Here is a 17,178-nt window from a genome sequence, read left to right as displayed (position 1 = left end):
CGGATCGTCTCAGTTCAGATCCGCAGCTTCGAACTGCCAGTAGCCGATCGCCAGCGGGACGATTGCCCACACGAGCAGGACGGCGACGCTCGCCCACTCGGTGAGGTAGAACGGCAGATCGCCGCCGACGCGGTTCGTGAGCATCAGCGCCTCGGGCGTCGCCTCCTCGGCCGACAGGTCTTCCAGGATTGAGGACCCGATCATCGCCCAGATGTAGTTGTCTGTCAGGAGGATCAGCGCCTCGCGGTAGGCCGTCAGCGGATTGAGCCGCTGCAGCAGGAAGTACCACGTCGGGGCTTCGAGTCCGGGGAAGTGGCCCTGTGTGACGCGGAACAGGATGGCGACGAGGGTGTCCCAGATCACCATGAACAGGACGTAGACCCCGATGACGCCGCCGAGGGCTCTCGTCCGGCTACCGGTCATCGCCGAGATACCGAGTGCGATGCCGACGAAGGTAGCCGAGAACAACAGCGTCAACCCGGCAAACTGGACGAACAGTCCGAGGTCGATACTACCGAAGATGTAGAAGATCACGCCGGCGGTGATCGACAGGAGGACGACCGTCGCGAACAGCATCGTCGCCAGTCGGCTACATAGCTTCCCGAGGAAGACGCTCCGGCGGCCGTGCGAGAGCCCGAACAGGATCCGGAGGCTACCGGACTCGCGCTCGCCGGTGATCGCCATGTATGTGACGATCAGTGCCGCCAGGGGGATCAACAGCTCTCCGCCGAGCGTGTTGAACAGGTCGTAGACGAGTGCCGACCCGCTCTGGGCCGTGTCGTTCGTGTCCGCGCCGATGGCGACGACGCCCATCATCAGCGCGAACACGCCGAGGATCGCCCACAGCATCCACGACCGAATGACGTCCTCGAAATCCTTTCGCGCGACAGTTTGCCACGTCATCGTTCACCCCCGTCCTCGACGATAGCGGGTTCACCAGTTCTCACGGTCGGATCACCGCTGTCGGCCGTATCGTCGGCAGGCGGCGTCTCCGAGTCCGACGTGGTACCGTCGCCGTCTGCGACACGCCTGGCCTCTGTGACGGCTTCGGCGTCAGTCTCGGTGAACGCGTCGAAGAGGTCCTCCAGCGTGGCCTCCTCGGTCTCGAAGTCTCTTACCGCGGCTCCCGACTCGACGACTTGATGGATGATCTGCGCTTTGGCCGCGTCCGTCGCGTACTTCACCTGGAGGCGGTCGTTCTCGAACGAGACGTCAGTCACGCCGTTGAGGTCCTGCAGTGCAGATGCGTTGACGGCCGCCGGCGCGTCGACGTCCAGCAGTAGCCGGGAGCCGATCCCGGCAGTCTCTCTGAGCCCTTCGATCGAGTCGACAGTTACGAGTTCGCCGTCGTCGAGGATGCCGATCCGATCACAGACCGCGGACACCTGGCCGAGGATGTGACTGGAGAAAAACACCGTCGTCCCCGAGCGGGCCTCTTCGAGGACGATCTCCTGCATCTGCCGGATGCCGTGCGGATCGAGTCCGCTAGATGGTTCGTCGAGGATCAGCAGTTCAGGATCGCCGACGAGTGCAATCGCCATTGCGAGGCGCTGGAGCATCCCCTTCGAGTAACCGCCGACGTTTCGCTCGGCGTCGGCCCTGTCGAGACCGACGCGGTCGAGCAGTTCGTCCGGGTCCTCGCCGTTCCCTTTCGACTCGATCGCGAACTCCAGATGGCTGTATCCCGACGAGCGCCCCCAGAGGTCGAAGCCGTCGGGCAGGATACCGACTCGCTCTCGGACTTCGCCTGGCTCCTCGTGGGCATCGTAGCCCAGCACCGTTGCTGACCCCTCAGTCGGGCGAATGAAGTCAAGCAGCAGGTCGATCGTCGTGGTCTTCCCGGCACCGTTCGGACCGAGGAAGCCGAACACCTCCCCCTCTGCGACGTCGAGATCCAGCGATTCGAGCGCTGTCTCTGATCCGTACCGTTTTGTGAGGCCGTTCGTCTCGATGGCTGCCATAGCAACTCTACAAAGTACACCCATCATAATAGAGGGGTGACGACAGTTTCAGGCTCTGAAACTGCGATGGGTCCCAGACCGACTGCTCCGCAACAGATAGCCTGCCCGCTCTGTCCGGAGAGCCGCAGAGTTATCTCCCTGCGGGCCGAACGCTCCTGCAAGAATGCGATTTATCGAGGAGATCGTCGTCGACGAATTTCTACCGACGTTTCGGTCCATGCTGGCGGAAGAACTACGGGAACGGGATCTGACCCAGAACGAGGTCGCGGATGTGCTCGGCATCAGCCAGAGCGCCGTCTCGAAGTACGTTCACGGCGACGTGAGCCGGAACGAGCGCATCGAGACGGACGAGCGCGTGATCGAACTCGTCGGGGAGACCGCTGACGGGCTTACGAGCGGGGACATGCACGCCGTCCAGGCGCTGGTCGAGGCGGAAGTGCTGATCCGCCAGCTAGAGGACGGCGATGTCCTGGCGAAACTGCATCAAGAGGACGTCCCGGCGCTCGCAGAGTACGATACTACGGTACGGATCCACGACCCGGACAACGAGCTTCGGTCTGCCGAACGCGTCCTGACCTCGGTCCGCCGTGGGCTCCGGATGCTCGAAAACGCGAGTGGCTTTGCGAGCCTGATTCCGAACGTCGGCTCGAACCTCGTCGTCTGCTTGCCGGACGCCGAGAGCGTCGACGACGTCGCGGGCGTGCCCGGCCGGATCTTCGACGTCAAGGGCCGAGCGACTATCCCGGGTGAACCGGAGTTCGGCGTCAGCGAGTACGTCGCCTCCGTCCTGCTGGCGGCCCGTCGACACGGTAGCCCGGCACGAGCGGCCGTGAATCTCCGGTACGACACCGAACTCGTCGAGCAGTTCGCCGAAGCGGGCTACGAGACGGTCGAGTTTGAGGCCGAGGGCGAGACCGACGCGGCAATCGAAGCCGCGCTGGCTGATGGCGACGACCCGACGATACTCTACCAGACGGGTGGCTACGGTATCGAACCGATCATCTACGTCCTCGGCGAGGACGCCGAAACCGTCGCTGGAATCGTCCGCGAAACACTGTAGATGGCACCGGACTCGACCGCCGACGCGCAGGCGTTCTACGGCCAGTGGGCGAGTCTCTACGACGTGATCGCCCGGTACACGCCCGGGATCGGACGGCTTCGGGAGTACGCGGCGACCGCGCTCCGCCTCGAACCGGGTGATACGGTCGTCGAGATGGGCTGTGGCACCGGCGCGAACCTGCCGTACCTCCGCGAGCGCGTCGGCCCGGCGGGGACGGTGGTCGGCGTCGACTACACCCGGGGGATGCTCGTGGAAGCCGACGCCCTCGTCAGCGAGTACGACAACGTCCATCTCGTCCACGGGGATGCGACCGCACCACCGTTCGCCGACCCGACGGTCGATGCTGTGGCAACCGCAGAGATCGACGCCGTGCTGGCTACCTTCGTCGTCGGGATGCTCGACGACCCCGGAAGGGCAGTCGACAACTGGTGCGACCTGCTGACCGACGGTGGGCATCTCGTGCTCGTCAACGCGGCGCGGAGCGACCAGTGGTACGCCCGACCGCTGAACGCGCTGTTTCGGGCTCTCGTCGTGCTCTCGACGCCCCCGACGACGAAGCTTCGATACGACACCGACCCCCACGGTACGCTCGACCGGCGGATCGACGCCGCCCACGGACGTCTTCGAGCGCGTGCGGCGGCAACCGCGGACGAGACGTTTGCCGGCGGAATCGTTCGACTGACCGGTGGTCGGGTTCGCCAGTAATGGATCCCACCGACAGCATTTATTTCGCCGCAGTCCTTTCTACTGTAATATGGTATCCCGCCGAGCGGCACTAACCGTGCTCGCGGTCGCCCTCCTTTTGTTTGCTGGCTGTACGGCCCCTTCGGCTACTCCCGACGTGGACGACAGTTCGGAGGTCGAAGCTGGTGACGTGCCGGACGAGGACGGCGAGAGCGACGACGAACAGACGGACGCCGACAACGACGACGAACAGACGGACGCCGACAACGACGACGCATCGGGAGAGCCTACGGACGCGACGGACGACGGGCCCGACGACGCGAACGAGGACGTCGAGCCATCCGACTATCCCGACCTGGATCTGAACGAAAACGTGGTCTGGAACGACGTGACGGAACTGATCGGGTCCGACGCGCCACAACCGAACCTGTTCGTCGACGAGATGCCGCCCGGTACCAGCGATGCGTTCGAGCCCCAGCAATCCGACTTTCAGAAAGCGCTGAACGCGACGGAGACCGCGTCAGGGGGTAACGGCACCAGCGGGCTTGCCACTCCAGGCAACGTCTACGTCTTCCCGGACGGCCCTGACGAGGAAGTCGAGCAGGTGCTCGTCCACGAGTACACCCACACAATCCAGTACGCCGAGGGGATGTTCGCTAGCTGGCTCCGAAGTCCGCCAGAAACGACTGACGAAGAACTGGTTCAGACTGCACTGATCGAAGGCGGTGCAGTCTACGTCGCCGACGAGTACACTGACGAGCAGCTCGATAGCGTCCCGCTCCAATCCGAGCAGATGCAAGCCACGTACGAGGCCGCGCCCGTCGGTGATCGCCTCCTGTTCGCGCCCTACTATTTCGGTGCCAAGTACATCCACGACGACATCGATAGCGCGGAGGAGCTACCCGAGGTGTACAGTTCGCCGCCCCTGACGACGTCCGAGCTCCTCGACCCCGACCGCGAACCGCCAGCGACGGATCTGACCGTCGACGTCGAAAACACCGAGTCCGACTGGTCCGTCACCCGAACCGACCGGCAAGGCGAACTCTATACCCGGATCGTCCTCGATACTGAACTTTCGAACGACGAGGCGGTCGAGGCGGCTGCGGGCTGGAGCGACGACGAACTCCTCGCCTTCACCGACGCGGGCCAAGACGGCTTCGCCTGGACGACCCAGTGGGCCAGCAGCGATGACGCGGACGAGTTCGAAGCCGCCTTCGAGTCCAAACTCGATCAGCGGACCGACGAGTGGGTCGACCGAACCACCGTCGAGCGCGTCGACGACCGCACCGTCGCCGTTGTGATCGGTCCCGAGCGGTTCCGGGCCGCGGTCGACATCTCCGCGTCGGGTGACGGCGTCGACCTCGTCGTCACGGAACCGACCAGCGCGGCGGAAACGACCATGACCGAGCCATCGCTCGCCGGCCCCACGGTATCTGGTACTCGGGTTGCAGCATGATCGCCGACAGGTAGCTACCGTGCCGTCACCGCCGGCCTCTCACTGAGACCGCTCCTCCGGCAAGTCCTGACCGGACAGTTCCGACTCTCGCCCGTACAGTTCTCGATGGGTATCACAGAACTCCGAGCCGCGTAGTTGTGCCTCCACCACGTCCTCCTGATAGTGTGCGTTGAACAGCCGACAGCCCCCCTCGTCACAGAAAGGTTCGCCGTGGTCGAGATAGTTGATCGCTTGCAGGACGTATCCTTTCAGCGCCTCGGTCGTCCGGGGGTCGTCCTCGACGAGGAACGCGCCCTCGACCTGACTCTCCAGTACCTCTCTGGGCGGCGTATCGCCGGCGACCATCGCGTGTTTCTGCTTTGCTTTGTAGTAGCTCTCGGGCTTCGCCGGGGCCTCGTAGAGTCCCGGGACCGATATCAACGCTGGCTGACCGAGTACGAGTACGCGCTTGTGCCAGCGCCCGTCGTGGTCGCCCCACGTCCCGAGTGCCCTGTCGAGCAGGACGACGTGGGCATGGTCGAGAGTGGCTTCGTCGTCGGGAAGCGCGGCATTGAGCGTCCGCTGGACCGCGAACCCGCCGTACAGGACGCCGCCTTCGCGCGCTGGATCCGCCAGTGCGCGCTCCTCGTAGCGGACGATTCCCATCATCGTGTTGCCCGTGTCCCTGTCGTAGGGGTCCAGCACACGCGCCTCGGCGAACTGTTCGGGAAGGGAATCTGTTCGCCAGCGGGCGAGAAACCGCTCGCGGACCTCGACGGTGGCGTCGATCCGACCGCGTAGCCACTCCGCAATCTCGTCGGCGTCCGCGACCGACGAGTCGGGTGGCCGGTACAGTGAGACCCGCTCGACCATCGTGTGTCCCCCTCAGTCGTCGGCGGGCGTCGCCGACCGCGAGGTCACGTCGACTGGTTCGGCGTCGACGCCCAGTTCGTCGAGTGCCTCCTGTGCAGCGCGCTTGCCGGAAACCAGCATGGCACCGAACGTCGGGCCCATGCGCGGCAGGCCGTAGGTGGTTGCCGTCGCCATCCCGGTGGCGATCAGGCCGTCGTGGACGAGGCCGGTATGTTCGACGACGGCGTCCTCGCTCTTGCCGACCCACATCGAGTCGTGGCCGGGCGAGTCGTGGCCGGGTGCGCCATAGGTGTCGTCGCCGGTACTGTCCATGCCGGTCGCGGCTTCCTCCGCGTCGCCGATACCGGGTGCGTCGAGCACGCCGCGCTCGTCGAGTTTCTTGACAGCCATTGCCTCGTGGCCCGTTGCATCGATAACGAGGTCCGCCTCGACGGCGATGGGGTCAACGCAAGTAATCTCGCGCGGGAGCGCGTGGACCGGCGTCCAGTTCATGACGATGCCGCCCACACGGTGGTTCTCGCGAATGACGATATCGGTGAACTCGGTCATGTTCTGCATCTTCGCGCCGGCGTCACAGGCGGCCTTGATCAGACCGGAACAGGCCTCGGGCCCGTTTGCGATATAGAGCCCTTCGCTGTCCTCGGACTGTTTGTAGGAAACGTCCAGTTCGTCGAGGATCTGCTGGGCCGGATCACGAACGGTGACTTTGTTCATCAGGAAGCCGCCGAGCCAGAACCCCCCGCCGAGATAGTTGTTCTTCTCGACGACCATCGTCTTTACGCCGCGCTCGCTGAGTTCTTTCGCCGCTGTTAGCCCCGACGGGCCTCCACCGACGATGATCACGTCGCTATCGGAGAAGTCCATGAACTCCTGGGTCCATTCCTGTCCGATCGCTCGGGTGACGTCCGCCTCGCCGACGTCGCTGAATTTCTCGAAGTTGTCGCTCATACCACTAGGTAGTACCACTAACTAGTTAATATGATTTATGATCCAGGGTCGCTCTCTCCGGGGCGATCTGGCTCGATATTACTGGCTGATTGTCCAATATATTAGCCTGATAGTAGACGTAAGCGTTGCTAACACTGATGAAAGTATTTATTACTAATATCTTTATGATGTGATGGCTATCCGGTAGTTGATGAGCAATATCGTCAATGAACTGCACTCGACCGTGATGGACAACCGGGATTCGCTCGCCGTCGACGCCGAACAGGAGCTAACGTTTTCGGGGCTCTGGTCGCTCACCGACAGGTTCGCCGGCGGCCTTCGGGCCCACGACATCAACAAGGGCGAATCGGTCGGCATCTGTCTGACCGATCCGACGGACCTGCTGGTAGCCGTGTACGGAACCCTCCGTAACGGCTGTGTGCCAGTGGTCTTTCCCCCCGACCTGTTCGACTCGGGGGTGGCGGAGGGACTCGACGAAGTCAACGCCCCCGCACTGATCCTCGACGAGCGCTCGCCCGTCTCGATGATATCGCTATCGTCCTCGATGCGATTTATCGTCACTGTCGACATGGACTCGTACTTCGGGATGACCCACGAGGAGTTCCTTGACAACAGCGGGATCAACTCTTCTGGCTCCCGAACCGGTCTCGAACTGATCGAACGCACCCAAGACGACACCGCGCTGATCGCGTATGGGAAACGAGATGGCGAGGTGGCTAACCGCCGATACAGCCACGGCGACGTCCGCGAGGCCGCAGATGTCGGCTCTGATCTCGTCGCTGGCGACGTCGACCGCCATCTCGGCTGTCTGCAACCGTTCCGGCCGATGGGCCTCATGTACGAAGCCAGCGCAACCATCCTCGATGGGGGCTGTTACGCCCCGCTGTCGGACTGGAATCCGGAGCAAGTCGCTACCAACTTCCTCGACAGCGGGCAGGACCGCGCGTACGTCACCCCTCAGCAGTGTGTGGACCTCAGAGAGGAGGGGGTCGATCCCACTCAGCAGTCACTCGCCGTTCTGCATCCAGTATTCTCACCGATCCGGTCGGAAGACGGCGCAGAGACGCTCCTCGACGGCATGCCGGAGGTGCATCCCTCGCCGCCGACGGAACGGACGACGTGACGCGAGCACGTCGCCTCCGCACTGCGGTAACCTCAGTGCTCCCCGCGTTCCGGCTCCCGGATCTTCCCTTCGGCTTCTCGCAGCGCGGCGTCGGAATCGAACGATTCGACGATTCCGGTCAGTTCTTCGTCTGACGCCTCCGCTAGCTCGCTTGCGTGACGTGTAATGTTCGGCACTGCGCGCATCACGTTGTCGATGATCGGGATCGCTGCGACCTGCGGGGAGCGCGAGAGCGGGTTCAGATCGATCACGATCTCCGTCTTGTCCATCTCCCCCAGCGCTTCCGCGCGGTCGCCGTCCTCCAGCGGGACGACGACGACGTCGGCGCTGTATATCCCGTCGGCGTCGACTTTTGCTCGCTCGTGATCGATCCCGGGGATTCGGGCGTCGGCAGTCAGCCCTTTGACGTCCGTCGCGCCGTGCTCTTCGAGGTGATCGGCGATCCGCTCGATCCGTTCCTCGGTTCGATTGAACAGGTTCACCTCTATATCGGCGTCGACGACCTCTGCGAGTTCGACTGTCTCTCCGGGCACCAGCGCCGCGACGTTGCCGTTGACCGAGAGCACGGACTGGTCAGCACCGAGCAACGCCGCGGCCGCCGCGCGCGCCGCCTGGTCGGCACTCGGGATGGTCTCTTCGCCGAGCAAGTAATCGAACGCCTCACCCCGGCCCTGTGCGATCAGCCCTTGCTGGCTCGTGATCCCTTTCTCGACACCGTCCTCGATCCGGTGTCGCGTTAGCAGGGAGTGGTACCGCGGGTGGCTCTCGGGAATGTCGAGGTCGTCGCTCATCGTTGAGCAATCCGCAACGACGCGTGAAAACGGCGTCGGCTTCGTTCCTACCCGGCGACCGGCATCGATCCGGCAGGTGCCTGCTCTTTGAGCGTATTCATCCGCTCTCTGGCGCTCGAGCGCGTTGGGTAGGTCTCCGCGCTCTCTGCGAGTCCGACACCGTTCTCGTCCACGAGCAGCCAGATCCACCCACCCTCCTGCGGGTGTAGCTCGAACGTCGGATCGTCGATTTCGAGGATGCTCGCATCGACCAGTAGCTCCCTGACGCCCGTGATTGCGTCCATAAGTGCGGAGCGGTCCTCGTGGGCCGTTGCACTCGACGCGACGACCTCCTCGCTCCCGTTCAGTAACGTCCAGTGCCAGCCGTCTTCGTCCTCGTTGATCTCGATACCTGCCGTCTCGAAATCGAGGAACTCGGCCTGCTCCGCCTGTAGACCCTCTGGCAGTTCGGGGTCGGGACTCTTCTGCTATCGCTGGGAGAACCGGGATGGCGTGTCTGAACTGACGCTCTTCGTGTCTGACTTAGCCACCCCAGCAACCGGCGTGAGCGGCCGCACCCGGATTTGAACCGTGTCAAAAGACTCGCTTCGCTCGTCTTGTCCGGTTCGCTTATCGCTGCGCTCCTCGCTGAACGGGCGTGACGGGATTTGAACCCGCGATCGAAAGGTTAGGAACCTTTCGCCCTATCCGCTAGGCCACACGCCCAGGGCGACGTGGCTCCGTAAAAACGACTAGTTGTCGGACGACTCGGTCTCGGTGTCGACGCTCGACGTACTCGTGTCGGTGTCGAGGTCAGTATCGATGTCCGTATCGATATCGGTGTCGACGTCAGCACCTTCGCGGATCTCTTCTAGTTCCTGTTCTACTTCTTCTCGGCCCTTCTGGAACTCGCCCATCGCCTCGCCGGTCGAACGAGCCAGTTTCGGAATCTTGTTAGCGCCGAACAGAAGCACGGCGATGAGTAGAACCACCACCAGTTCCATCCCACCGGGCACGGCAAACAGCGGTGTAATTTCAACTGCCATCTCTATACGTTGATTGCTCACTCGCGATTATAGGCTTTTTGCATAGGTTTTCGATGACTTGAGACGCCAATCGGCGCTCCGGGTGGCGTTCTGCCCCAAACGCAACGCATTTCCAAGAAACTCGACAACGACCGAGTAATGGTAGACAAGGGAGACGACGCGCCCGACTTCACTGCACCGCTCGCGAACGGCGACATCGAATCGCTGACGCTGTCGGAGGAACTAGCGGACGCACCGCTCGTCCTCGCGTTCTTCCCGGGAGCGTTCACGCGCGTCTGCACCAACGAGATGTGCGCGTTCCGCGATCAGCTATCGGAGTTCGACGACATCGGCGCGACAGTGTACGGACTCAGTCGAGATACGCCGTTCACACTCAACGAGTTTCGCAGCCAGAACGACATCAACTTCGGCCTCGTCAGTGACCTGAACGGGGAGATAATCGAGAGCTACGATATCGCGATGGACTTCGTGGAGTCGGGCGTCTACGGCGTTGCCAAACGTGCCGTCTTCGTCGTCGACGACTCCGGCGAGATCACCTACGCGTGGATCAGTGACAACCCCGGCGTCGAACCCGACTACGACGAGGTTGCGACTGCCGCGGCCGAGGCCGCCGATAGCGGATCGAACTGAGCCGCGGACCGTCTACCCGGAGCCCTTTTTTCCCTGCCTCCACTGAGTGGTTGTATGTCCAAATCCGATCAGTCATATCGAATCTACGCTCCGGGCGATGAGCACGCCTTCCCGGACGAACGACTCAACGATGTGCTCCAACTGATCCACAAGGACGTCGAGATCCAGACGTACCTCGACGCCCAGAACGTCAACCCGGTCGATCGGATGCGGTACAACGATCACGGCGCGAAACACATAGAAATCGTCCGTAACAGAAGCCTCTGCCTCTATGATCTCCTGAAAGCGGCCGGTATCGAGTTCAATGGTGCGAGTCAGCAGGGCCTCGACGAGGCCGACGAGTCGGTCATAATCGCGCTCGCGGCGACCCTTCACGATATCGGGCATGTCGTTCATCGGGACGACCATGCGTACTACTCGCTGCCGCTCGCAGCGGACATCCTCGACCGCATCCTCGACGAATTCTACGACACCGCCGAAGCGGTCCGGGTAAAAGGCGAGGTCCTCCATGCCATTCTCTGTCATCACAGCTCCGAGACGCCGTTGACGACCGAAGCCGGCGTGATTCGCGTCTCCGACGCGCTCGATATGGAGCGCGGTCGCTCGCGAGTTCCGTACGAAGAGGGCGGCCGCGGTATCAACACAATCTCCAGCCAGGCCATCGATACGGTCTCGCTTCGTCCTGGCCAGGAACGTGCTGTGCTCGTCGAAATCCAGATGACCAACGCTGCCGGCGTCTATCAGGTGGATAACCTCCTCAAGCGGAAACTGAACAACTCTCGACTCGAGGACCACATCCGGATCATTGCCGTCAACGCCCGCGAGGACGAGGACCAGTTGGTCGAACGGATAGAGCTCTGAGTGATGGACGACAGCGTCGACGACGAGCGGTCCTGGCGTGATCCCGAGCCACGGGTACGCGATTGGCAACGGATCGGTGCGCGAGTCGCCGTCTCGGCCGTTCTATCCGCTGTTGTAGTGATCGCGTTCCGCGAACAGTTGGGTGCAGTCTGGCCCCTGCTGTGGCCGCCGATGGAGCCGTATGGACAGTGGTCGACGCTCGTGCTGTTACATCTGCTTGGTATCGTCGCTCTTCCTGCAGCAGTCGGCTCTCGAATCGGTGACCGCCTCTATGAAAGTTATACCGAGATGTCGTGAGGATAGAAGCCGCGGTTCAGTTGTTGGGTTCCGGATAATAGCGTCCGTCCTCGCACCGCACGTGCCCGTCGCCGCTGAGTGACCGCAAGAGACTGTGTAGAGTAAGTTTGGTGATCCGGGCCTGAGACTGGATCTGGTCGACTGTCGCACCGTCGTCGAACTGTTGCAAACACAGATAGACGAGCTTTGCCTGCGCCGACTCTAACTCGTGAGGTAGCGGCTCGGCCTCCGCTCTCGTGCTGCGAGACGTGACTGTCATCAACAGACGCTATACATTCGACAATAATAAAACCACTCTACAACGATCGTCGAACCCCAGGCCATCTGCGGGTTTTGGGCTCTATAGCGTCTATCAGTCCGAGAACACTCACCGTCACTACCGCTTTTCGTCCCTTTCTGCCCGATTCTTTCGACTCATGTCGAGTATGATGCATGACACCGGGACACATGAAACGGGGGTGCCATCGGCCGTCTGCGTCCTGTGGGTTTGCGTGTCGTCGACGTCGCAAAAGCGGAAGGGGCGGGAGAGCAGTCGTGGCACGACTGCGAACGCTGATCGACTGCGTCGATCAGAATTTGAACCAGACCAAGACGTCGCGATGCTCGTCTTGCAGGGTCCAAATCCCTCTGTGTACGCTTTGCTCCTCGTGTCTACTCGTCGCAAAAGCGGAAGGGGCGGGATTTGAACCACGCGAAGCCTTTGAGTATTCACCGCATCGGTAAGGGAAAAACCCCACCTGACGGTGGCGCTCTACCACTGAGCTACCCTTCCTCGTCTTGGGGTAGGCTAGGCAGCCTTATAAATCCCGCTCTGCCGCGCCGACTTGCGGTTCGGGTAACTGTTTTGACCCGGGATCATCGAAGTACTGTACGAATGAATCTCACGCTGACTGGCCTGGCGCTGTTTACCGGCGTACTCGCCGGGGCGCTGTTTAGCTACTTGCACATCCCGATTCCTGCGCCACCTGAACTCCCAGGGCTGATGGGGATCGTCGGCATCTACGGTGGGTATAAACTGATTCAGTGGATGGATATCGGGTTTGATCTGCTCGCCGCCCTCGGAATCAAATAACGCCAGAAACAGTCGAGTTCGGTCCTCAGTAGCTCCGCTCTTTCGGTTCGTAGGTCTTGTTCTCGCCTTCGAGCAACACCGGTTTGTACCAGATGTCGGGCGATCCGTCTTCCCACGAGATCAGCGTGTGCTTGAGCCACTCGTCGTCTTTCCGCTCCTGATGCTCCTGTCGCCAGTGTGCACCGCGGAACTCTTCGCGCGCAAGCGCGCCGAGGGTGATCGTCTCTGCGAGATCGATGAGGTTGCGCGTCTCGATGGTCTGCTGGAGATCCGTGTTGAACGTCCGCGAGGGGTCGTCGACGTAGACGTCTTGATAATCCTCGCGAGCCTTCCGGATCTCCCGTAGCGCCGTCTTGAGTCCTTCTTCGTTCCGGAAGACGTTGACGTTCTCGGTCATCGCCTTCTGTAGTCGTTCGCGGATCTCGGCATGCTGGATGCCGTCGTCCTTTTCGAGCAGGTGGTCGACCCGGTTGCGCTGGTGTTCCACCGCCTCCTCGACGATGGCGTCCGGATCGGCGATGGTCCCGGATCCCCCGTCGGCGACCGCGCTGTCGTCCGCAGCGTCGAGCGCACCCGGTTCGACCGGTGGGTCGACCTCGCCGTCTTCGGTGTCTTCTGTCCGCCCTGTCGAGATCTTGGCCTCGCCGATATCCTCGCCGGCGGCGTGTTTTCCGGCCCGCTTGCCGAACACGATCAGTTCCGGTAGTGCGTTTCCGCCCAGTCGATTCGAGCCGTGAACCGATGCACAGGCACACTCGCCTGCTGCGTACAGCCCCTGGATGCAGGTTTCACCGTTCTCGTCCGTCTCGATGCCGCCCATCTCGTAGTGCTGGCCGGGCTTGACCGGCATCGGTTCTTCCATCCCGTCGACGCCCTCGAAGTCCTCCGCGAGATGGAGGATGTTCTCGAGGCGGTCGTTGATCCGCTCCTCGCCGAGATGGCGCATGTCGAGATGGACGTACTCGTCGTTGACGCCCCGGCCTTCGTTGATTTCAGTCAGTTCGGCCCGCGAGACGACGTCACGGGAAGCGAGTTCGCCCTCGTTGTTCGCGTATCCGCGCTCGAACATGAACCGCTCGCCGTCCCCGTTGTAGAGGATCCCCCCCCTCACCACGCACACCCTCGGAGATCAGGACCCCCGTAGAGGGGAGCGTCGTCGGGTGGAACTGGACGAACTCCATGTCCTCCATCGGAGCGCCCGCGCGATAGGCCATTGCCTGTCCGTCGCCGGTACAGGAGACGGCGTTGGTTGTGTGATCGAACACCTGTCCTGGGCCACCAGTCGCCAGGATCACGCCATCGTTCGCTTTGAAGCCTGCGACCTCGCCCGATTTGACGTCGTAGCCGACGACGCCGTGACAGCGTCGGTCCTCCGGGTCGTCTTCGTCGGTCACCGCGAGGTCCGAGACGAACCACTCGTCGTACACCTGAACGCCGTGTTTGACGACCTGCTCGTACATCGTGTGTAGCAGGTGGTGTCCCGTTTCCGCGCCCGCGTACGTCGTGCGCGGGAACGACAATCCCCCGAAGGGTCGCTGGGAGACCCGACCGTCGTCCTCTCGGGAAAACGGCATCCCCCAGTGTTCGAGGCGAATAACGTCCTCGGGGGCGTCCTGTGCCAGCGTCTCGATTGCGGGGGCATCGCCGAGATAATCGGACCCCTTCATCGTGTCGTAGGCGTGGAGTTCCCAGTCGTCACCCTCTCGAAGGGCGGCGTTGATTCCACCTTCTGCTGCGCCAGTGTGGCTTCTGACCGGATGGAGCTTCGACACGATAGCCGTGTCCGCACCAGCGTTCTGTGCGGCGATTGCCGCTCTGAGCCCGGCACCGCCCGCGCCGACGACGATTACGTCGTGTTCGTGCATGATTTGATCTTACCAGAACTTCAGGTTGTTTTTGACCGCTTCCCGCTTGAGCTCCTGAATGTGCTCGGTCAGCGGGATGTCTTTCGGACACACCTCGGTACAGGAGAACTGGGTCTGACAACGCCAGACGCCGTGTTCCTGTTCGAGGATGTTGAGTCGGTGCTGCTTGAGTTCCTCTTCTTCGCGGTCGTCCATCGCGAATTTGTAGGCCTTGTTGATCGCTGCTGGCCCGAGATACTCGTTGTCGCCCGCCGCGATGTTACACGAGGACATACATGCACCGCACCAGATACACCGCGAAGACATTTTGATCTTCTCGCGGTTCTCTCTGGTCTGTCGCTGCTCTTCGAGTTCGCTCGCTTCAGGGGTATCCTCGCTCTGGAAGTACGGCTCGACTGCGTGCATCTGGTCGTAGAAGTGCTCCATGTCGACGACCAGGTCCTTTACGACGTCCTGATGCGGGAGCGGTTCGATGCGCACCGGCTCCTCTAGTTCGCCCAACTGCGTCTTGCAGCCGAGCCGTTGTCGACCGTTCACGAAGAAGGCGTCCGAGCCACAGACGGCCTGTCGGCAGGAGTGACGGAACGTCAACGACGAGTCGTAGTGGTCGCGCGCGTAGATTAGCGCGTCGAGGACCGTCATCCCCTTCTCGAAGGGGACGTGGAAGTCGTCGAAGCGGGGTTCCTGCTTGGCGGCGACCTCCGGGTCGTACCTGAACACCTTGATCTGGACGGCGTTCTCCTCGAAGTCAGCCTTCTCGTCTGCTTCGACCTGCTCGGCTCGCTCGCGTTCCTTCTGACGTTTTTTTTCGAGCCGGCGGTCTGCTGCCGGTTTCTGTTCGGCCGTTTCTTCGTCTTCCGTCTCGACTTTCTGTTTTTGTGTGCTCATACTATCGAAACACCTGCCATGGAGTTCGCGACGCGGATCCCCTGAACGACCAGCACGAGGCCTGCAGCGGTCAGTCCCCACTTGAGTGCCGTCTTCTGGGTTCCTTCGATCCCCTGATTGACCAACCCATTGTAGACGCCGTTCACACCGTGGAACGCGGCCGTGATCAGGAACATCACCATCGTCAGGTAGTAGGCCGGGTTCTCCATCCGGGCCTGTGTCCCGGCGAGTTCGACCTCGTATGCGTGCGTGACGAAGTGTAACTGGAAGAAGTGGAACGCGAGGACACCGATCAGGAACGCTGCTGTGATCCGTTGCAGTAGCCAGGACGTCCCGCCGGGAGTGAACGAAGAGTAGCGCTCCGCCATTAGAGGCCACCCCCCAGGAACGTCGGGACGCTCGCGACGACGATGAGCGCCGTCACGAACAGTGACGCGTAGAAACTCTTGTCCTGTGACTCCAGTCCGATACCCAGGTCGACCATCAGCAGACGGATGCCGTTGAGGATATGGAAGACAGCAACGGCGAGGAGTCCGACCTCCAGTACTCGGATGATCAACAGCCCTTCGAGCCCCTGAATCGTGCTATTATACGACGCTGCTCCTTCCATTGCTGTGCTCAGAACCGCAATGTGCGTGAACAGGTACCCGATCAGTACCCAACCTGTGAACTTGTGGAAAATCCAGGCCCACATTCCGGCCGAGAACTCGCGCCATCGGCCGAAGTCCTCGACGAGCCCGCGATTGTAAGACTGACTCATACTCTCGTATTGACCGTTGGACTGCGGTGGTATAGAAGTTACTAACAATTCGTTACTCTGAACCCGTGCGTACGCGGCCGCGCAGGCACTGGACTACCGCGTGACGTCGCCGACGACCTCTGCCTGCTCCTGATACCGGTTTCTGATCGTGATCTTGCTGACGCCCGACACCTCGTGGACGTCCTCCTGGGTACACGGTTCGTCCCGTAGTTTCGCCGCGTAGTAGACGGCCGCCGCAGCGAAGCCGGATGGGGACTTCCCCGAGGCGACGCCTTCCTTGGTCGCAACAGTGACGACGTTTTGCGCTAGCTCTCGCGTCTCCTCGCTCAGTCCAAGTTTCTCACAGTACTCGTCGACGAACGGTTTCGGATTGAACGTGTCCACCGGCGTCCCGATCTCCGTCTGTACCCACTTCGAGCGCCGGAGCAGATGTGAATGCTCGATCCCGGCGGCGTCTGCGATTTCGCTCGACGTGACCGGAGCGCCCTCTTGCTTGCACGCGACGTACAGCGCTGCTGCCGCGACTGTCGTCAGTGACCGCCCCTGCTGGGTCTCCTCAGTATACACTTTGGTAAAGATCGCCCCTGCAGTCTCGAGTACGGGCTCACTCACGTTTAGCGCCGCTCCCAGCTCCTCGATCCGCTCTCGGCCTCGTTCGTGTAAAGCTTCGATGTCCATCTCTGGCGGTCGTCTCCTAGATATCGTACACTCTCGGCGGATCTCCCATGTACTTTGTGCCGGTTGAGTCGTTACGTACCTCGTTGCCCCTTCACATAGCGCTCCTGAGACGACGGCCTTTTATATTCCCGTGCCATCTGAATGTAATGCGAAGAACGATACGACGTGATCCCGGGACGTTCGATCCGTCCCGTGATCTCGGACTAAACGAACGAGATCGTCTCGGT

The 17,178-nt window shown here is 61.9% G+C and carries 19 protein-coding genes, 2 tRNA genes and 1 pseudogene; 8 read left to right on the top strand and 14 right to left on the bottom strand.

What is annotated here, in order from left to right; translation table 11 throughout:
• Positions 1-9: 9 nt before the first annotated feature.
• Both ACFQL3_RS10345 and ACFQL3_RS10340 read right to left on the bottom strand, forming a co-directional pair.
• Complete coding sequence (locus tag ACFQL3_RS10345) at positions 10-903, bottom strand: ABC transporter permease (protein ID WP_377053940.1); 894 nt, start codon at positions 901-903, stop codon at positions 10-12.
• Complete coding sequence (locus ACFQL3_RS10340; protein WP_377053938.1) at positions 900-1,961, bottom strand: ABC transporter ATP-binding protein; 1,062 nt, start codon at positions 1,959-1,961, stop codon at positions 900-902. The genes ACFQL3_RS10345 and ACFQL3_RS10340 overlap by 4 nt, the downstream gene beginning before the upstream one ends.
• A gap of 163 nt (positions 1,962-2,124) precedes the next feature.
• Here ACFQL3_RS10340 and ACFQL3_RS10335 point away from each other — a divergent pair, with 163 nt between their 5' ends.
• From ACFQL3_RS10335 to ACFQL3_RS10325, 3 genes are read left to right on the top strand one after another with little or no spacing between them, the layout of a single operon-like run.
• Positions 2,125-3,021, top strand: coding sequence for a thiamine-phosphate synthase family protein (locus ACFQL3_RS10335; RefSeq protein ID WP_377053936.1), 897 nt, complete (start codon positions 2,125-2,127; stop codon positions 3,019-3,021).
• Entirely contained in the window at positions 3,022-3,726 is a 705-nt protein-coding gene (locus tag ACFQL3_RS10330) for a class I SAM-dependent methyltransferase (RefSeq protein WP_377053934.1), read from the top strand.
• Between the two features lie 49 nt (positions 3,727-3,775).
• Positions 3,776-5,161, top strand: a complete 1,386-nt coding sequence (locus ACFQL3_RS10325) for a hypothetical protein (protein WP_377053932.1) — start codon at positions 3,776-3,778, stop codon at positions 5,159-5,161.
• A gap of 39 nt (positions 5,162-5,200) precedes the next feature.
• On the opposite strand, the gene ACFQL3_RS10320 is transcribed toward ACFQL3_RS10325, so the two are convergent.
• A complete protein-coding gene (locus ACFQL3_RS10320; RefSeq protein ID WP_377053930.1) occupies positions 5,201-6,013 on the bottom strand; it encodes a DUF7001 family protein in 813 nt (270 codons plus the stop codon).
• Between the two features lie 12 nt (positions 6,014-6,025).
• On the bottom strand, positions 6,026-6,961 hold the full coding sequence (locus ACFQL3_RS10315) for a sulfide-dependent adenosine diphosphate thiazole synthase (RefSeq protein ID WP_377053928.1): 936 nt from the start codon (positions 6,959-6,961) through the stop codon (positions 6,026-6,028).
• A 190-nt stretch (positions 6,962-7,151) separates the two neighbouring features.
• On the opposite strand from ACFQL3_RS10315, the gene ACFQL3_RS10310 reads away from it, so the two are divergent.
• A complete protein-coding gene (locus ACFQL3_RS10310; RefSeq protein WP_377053926.1) occupies positions 7,152-8,084 on the top strand; it encodes an AMP-binding protein in 933 nt (310 codons plus the stop codon).
• Positions 8,085-8,116: 32 nt separating this feature from the next.
• Here the strand turns inward: ACFQL3_RS10310 and ACFQL3_RS10305 are convergent, their stop codons facing one another.
• The 4 genes from ACFQL3_RS10305 to tatA all read right to left on the bottom strand — a co-directional run bounded on the left by ACFQL3_RS10305 (position 8,117) and on the right by tatA (position 9,900).
• Positions 8,117-8,875 (bottom strand): 4-phosphopantoate--beta-alanine ligase, encoded by a 759-nt coding sequence (locus tag ACFQL3_RS10305; RefSeq protein WP_377053924.1) that lies wholly within the window; start codon positions 8,873-8,875, stop codon positions 8,117-8,119.
• Between the two features lie 47 nt (positions 8,876-8,922).
• Entirely contained in the window at positions 8,923-9,159 is a 237-nt protein-coding gene (locus ACFQL3_RS10300) for a DUF1508 domain-containing protein (RefSeq protein WP_377053922.1), read from the bottom strand.
• A 348-nt stretch (positions 9,160-9,507) separates the two neighbouring features.
• A tRNA-Arg gene (locus ACFQL3_RS10295) sits at positions 9,508-9,580 on the bottom strand.
• Positions 9,581-9,606: 26 nt separating this feature from the next.
• Positions 9,607-9,900, bottom strand: coding sequence for a twin-arginine translocase TatA/TatE family subunit (tatA, locus tag ACFQL3_RS10290; RefSeq protein ID WP_377053920.1), 294 nt, complete (start codon positions 9,898-9,900; stop codon positions 9,607-9,609).
• A gap of 138 nt (positions 9,901-10,038) precedes the next feature.
• On the opposite strand from tatA, the gene ACFQL3_RS10285 reads away from it, so the two are divergent.
• From ACFQL3_RS10285 to ACFQL3_RS10275, 3 genes are read left to right on the top strand one after another with little or no spacing between them, the layout of a single operon-like run.
• A complete protein-coding gene (locus ACFQL3_RS10285; RefSeq protein WP_377053918.1) occupies positions 10,039-10,530 on the top strand; it encodes a redoxin domain-containing protein in 492 nt (163 codons plus the stop codon).
• A 54-nt stretch (positions 10,531-10,584) separates the two neighbouring features.
• Positions 10,585-11,391 carry an HD domain-containing protein gene (locus ACFQL3_RS10280; protein WP_377053916.1) on the top strand — a complete coding sequence of 269 codons (807 nt, stop codon included), beginning with the start codon at positions 10,585-10,587 and terminating at the stop codon, positions 11,389-11,391.
• 3 nt (positions 11,392-11,394) lie between these two features.
• Positions 11,395-11,688, top strand: a complete 294-nt coding sequence (locus ACFQL3_RS10275) for a hypothetical protein (RefSeq protein ID WP_377053914.1) — start codon at positions 11,395-11,397, stop codon at positions 11,686-11,688.
• A gap of 667 nt (positions 11,689-12,355) precedes the next feature.
• On the opposite strand, the gene ACFQL3_RS10270 is transcribed toward ACFQL3_RS10275, so the two are convergent.
• A tRNA-OTHER gene (locus ACFQL3_RS10270) sits at positions 12,356-12,460 on the bottom strand.
• Between the two features lie 102 nt (positions 12,461-12,562).
• Here ACFQL3_RS10270 and ACFQL3_RS10265 point away from each other — a divergent pair.
• Positions 12,563-12,760, top strand: coding sequence for a XapX domain-containing protein (locus tag ACFQL3_RS10265; protein ID WP_377053912.1), 198 nt, complete (start codon positions 12,563-12,565; stop codon positions 12,758-12,760).
• 25 nt (positions 12,761-12,785) lie between these two features.
• Here the strand turns inward: ACFQL3_RS10265 and ACFQL3_RS10260 are convergent.
• The 5 genes and pseudogenes from ACFQL3_RS10260 to ACFQL3_RS10240 all read right to left on the bottom strand — a co-directional run bounded on the left by ACFQL3_RS10260 (position 12,786) and on the right by ACFQL3_RS10240 (position 16,951).
• A pseudogene (locus tag ACFQL3_RS10260) lies at positions 12,786-14,625 on the bottom strand (FAD-binding protein).
• Between the two features lie 9 nt (positions 14,626-14,634).
• The gene (gene sdhB, locus ACFQL3_RS10255) at positions 14,635-15,513 is read right to left on the bottom strand and encodes a succinate dehydrogenase iron-sulfur subunit (RefSeq protein ID WP_377053910.1); all 879 of its coding nucleotides are present in this window, start codon (positions 15,511-15,513) and stop codon (positions 14,635-14,637) included.
• Positions 15,510-15,881 carry a succinate dehydrogenase hydrophobic membrane anchor subunit gene (locus tag ACFQL3_RS10250; protein ID WP_377053908.1) on the bottom strand — a complete coding sequence of 124 codons (372 nt, stop codon included), beginning with the start codon at positions 15,879-15,881 and terminating at the stop codon, positions 15,510-15,512. The genes sdhB and ACFQL3_RS10250 overlap by 4 nt, the downstream gene beginning before the upstream one ends.
• Positions 15,881-16,273 (bottom strand): succinate dehydrogenase, cytochrome b556 subunit, encoded by a 393-nt coding sequence (sdhC, locus tag ACFQL3_RS10245; RefSeq protein ID WP_377053906.1) that lies wholly within the window; start codon positions 16,271-16,273, stop codon positions 15,881-15,883. The genes ACFQL3_RS10250 and sdhC overlap by 1 nt, the downstream gene beginning before the upstream one ends.
• A 93-nt stretch (positions 16,274-16,366) precedes the next feature.
• Positions 16,367-16,951 (bottom strand): hypothetical protein, encoded by a 585-nt coding sequence (locus ACFQL3_RS10240; RefSeq protein ID WP_377053904.1) that lies wholly within the window; start codon positions 16,949-16,951, stop codon positions 16,367-16,369.
• Between the last annotated feature and the right edge of the window lie 227 nt (positions 16,952-17,178).

The sequence above is a fragment of the Natronoarchaeum sp. GCM10025321 genome (assembly GCF_042663585.1).
GTDB lineage: Archaea > Halobacteriota > Halobacteria > Halobacteriales > Natronoarchaeaceae > Natranaeroarchaeum.
This window is presented reverse-complemented; position numbering and strand designations above follow the sequence as displayed.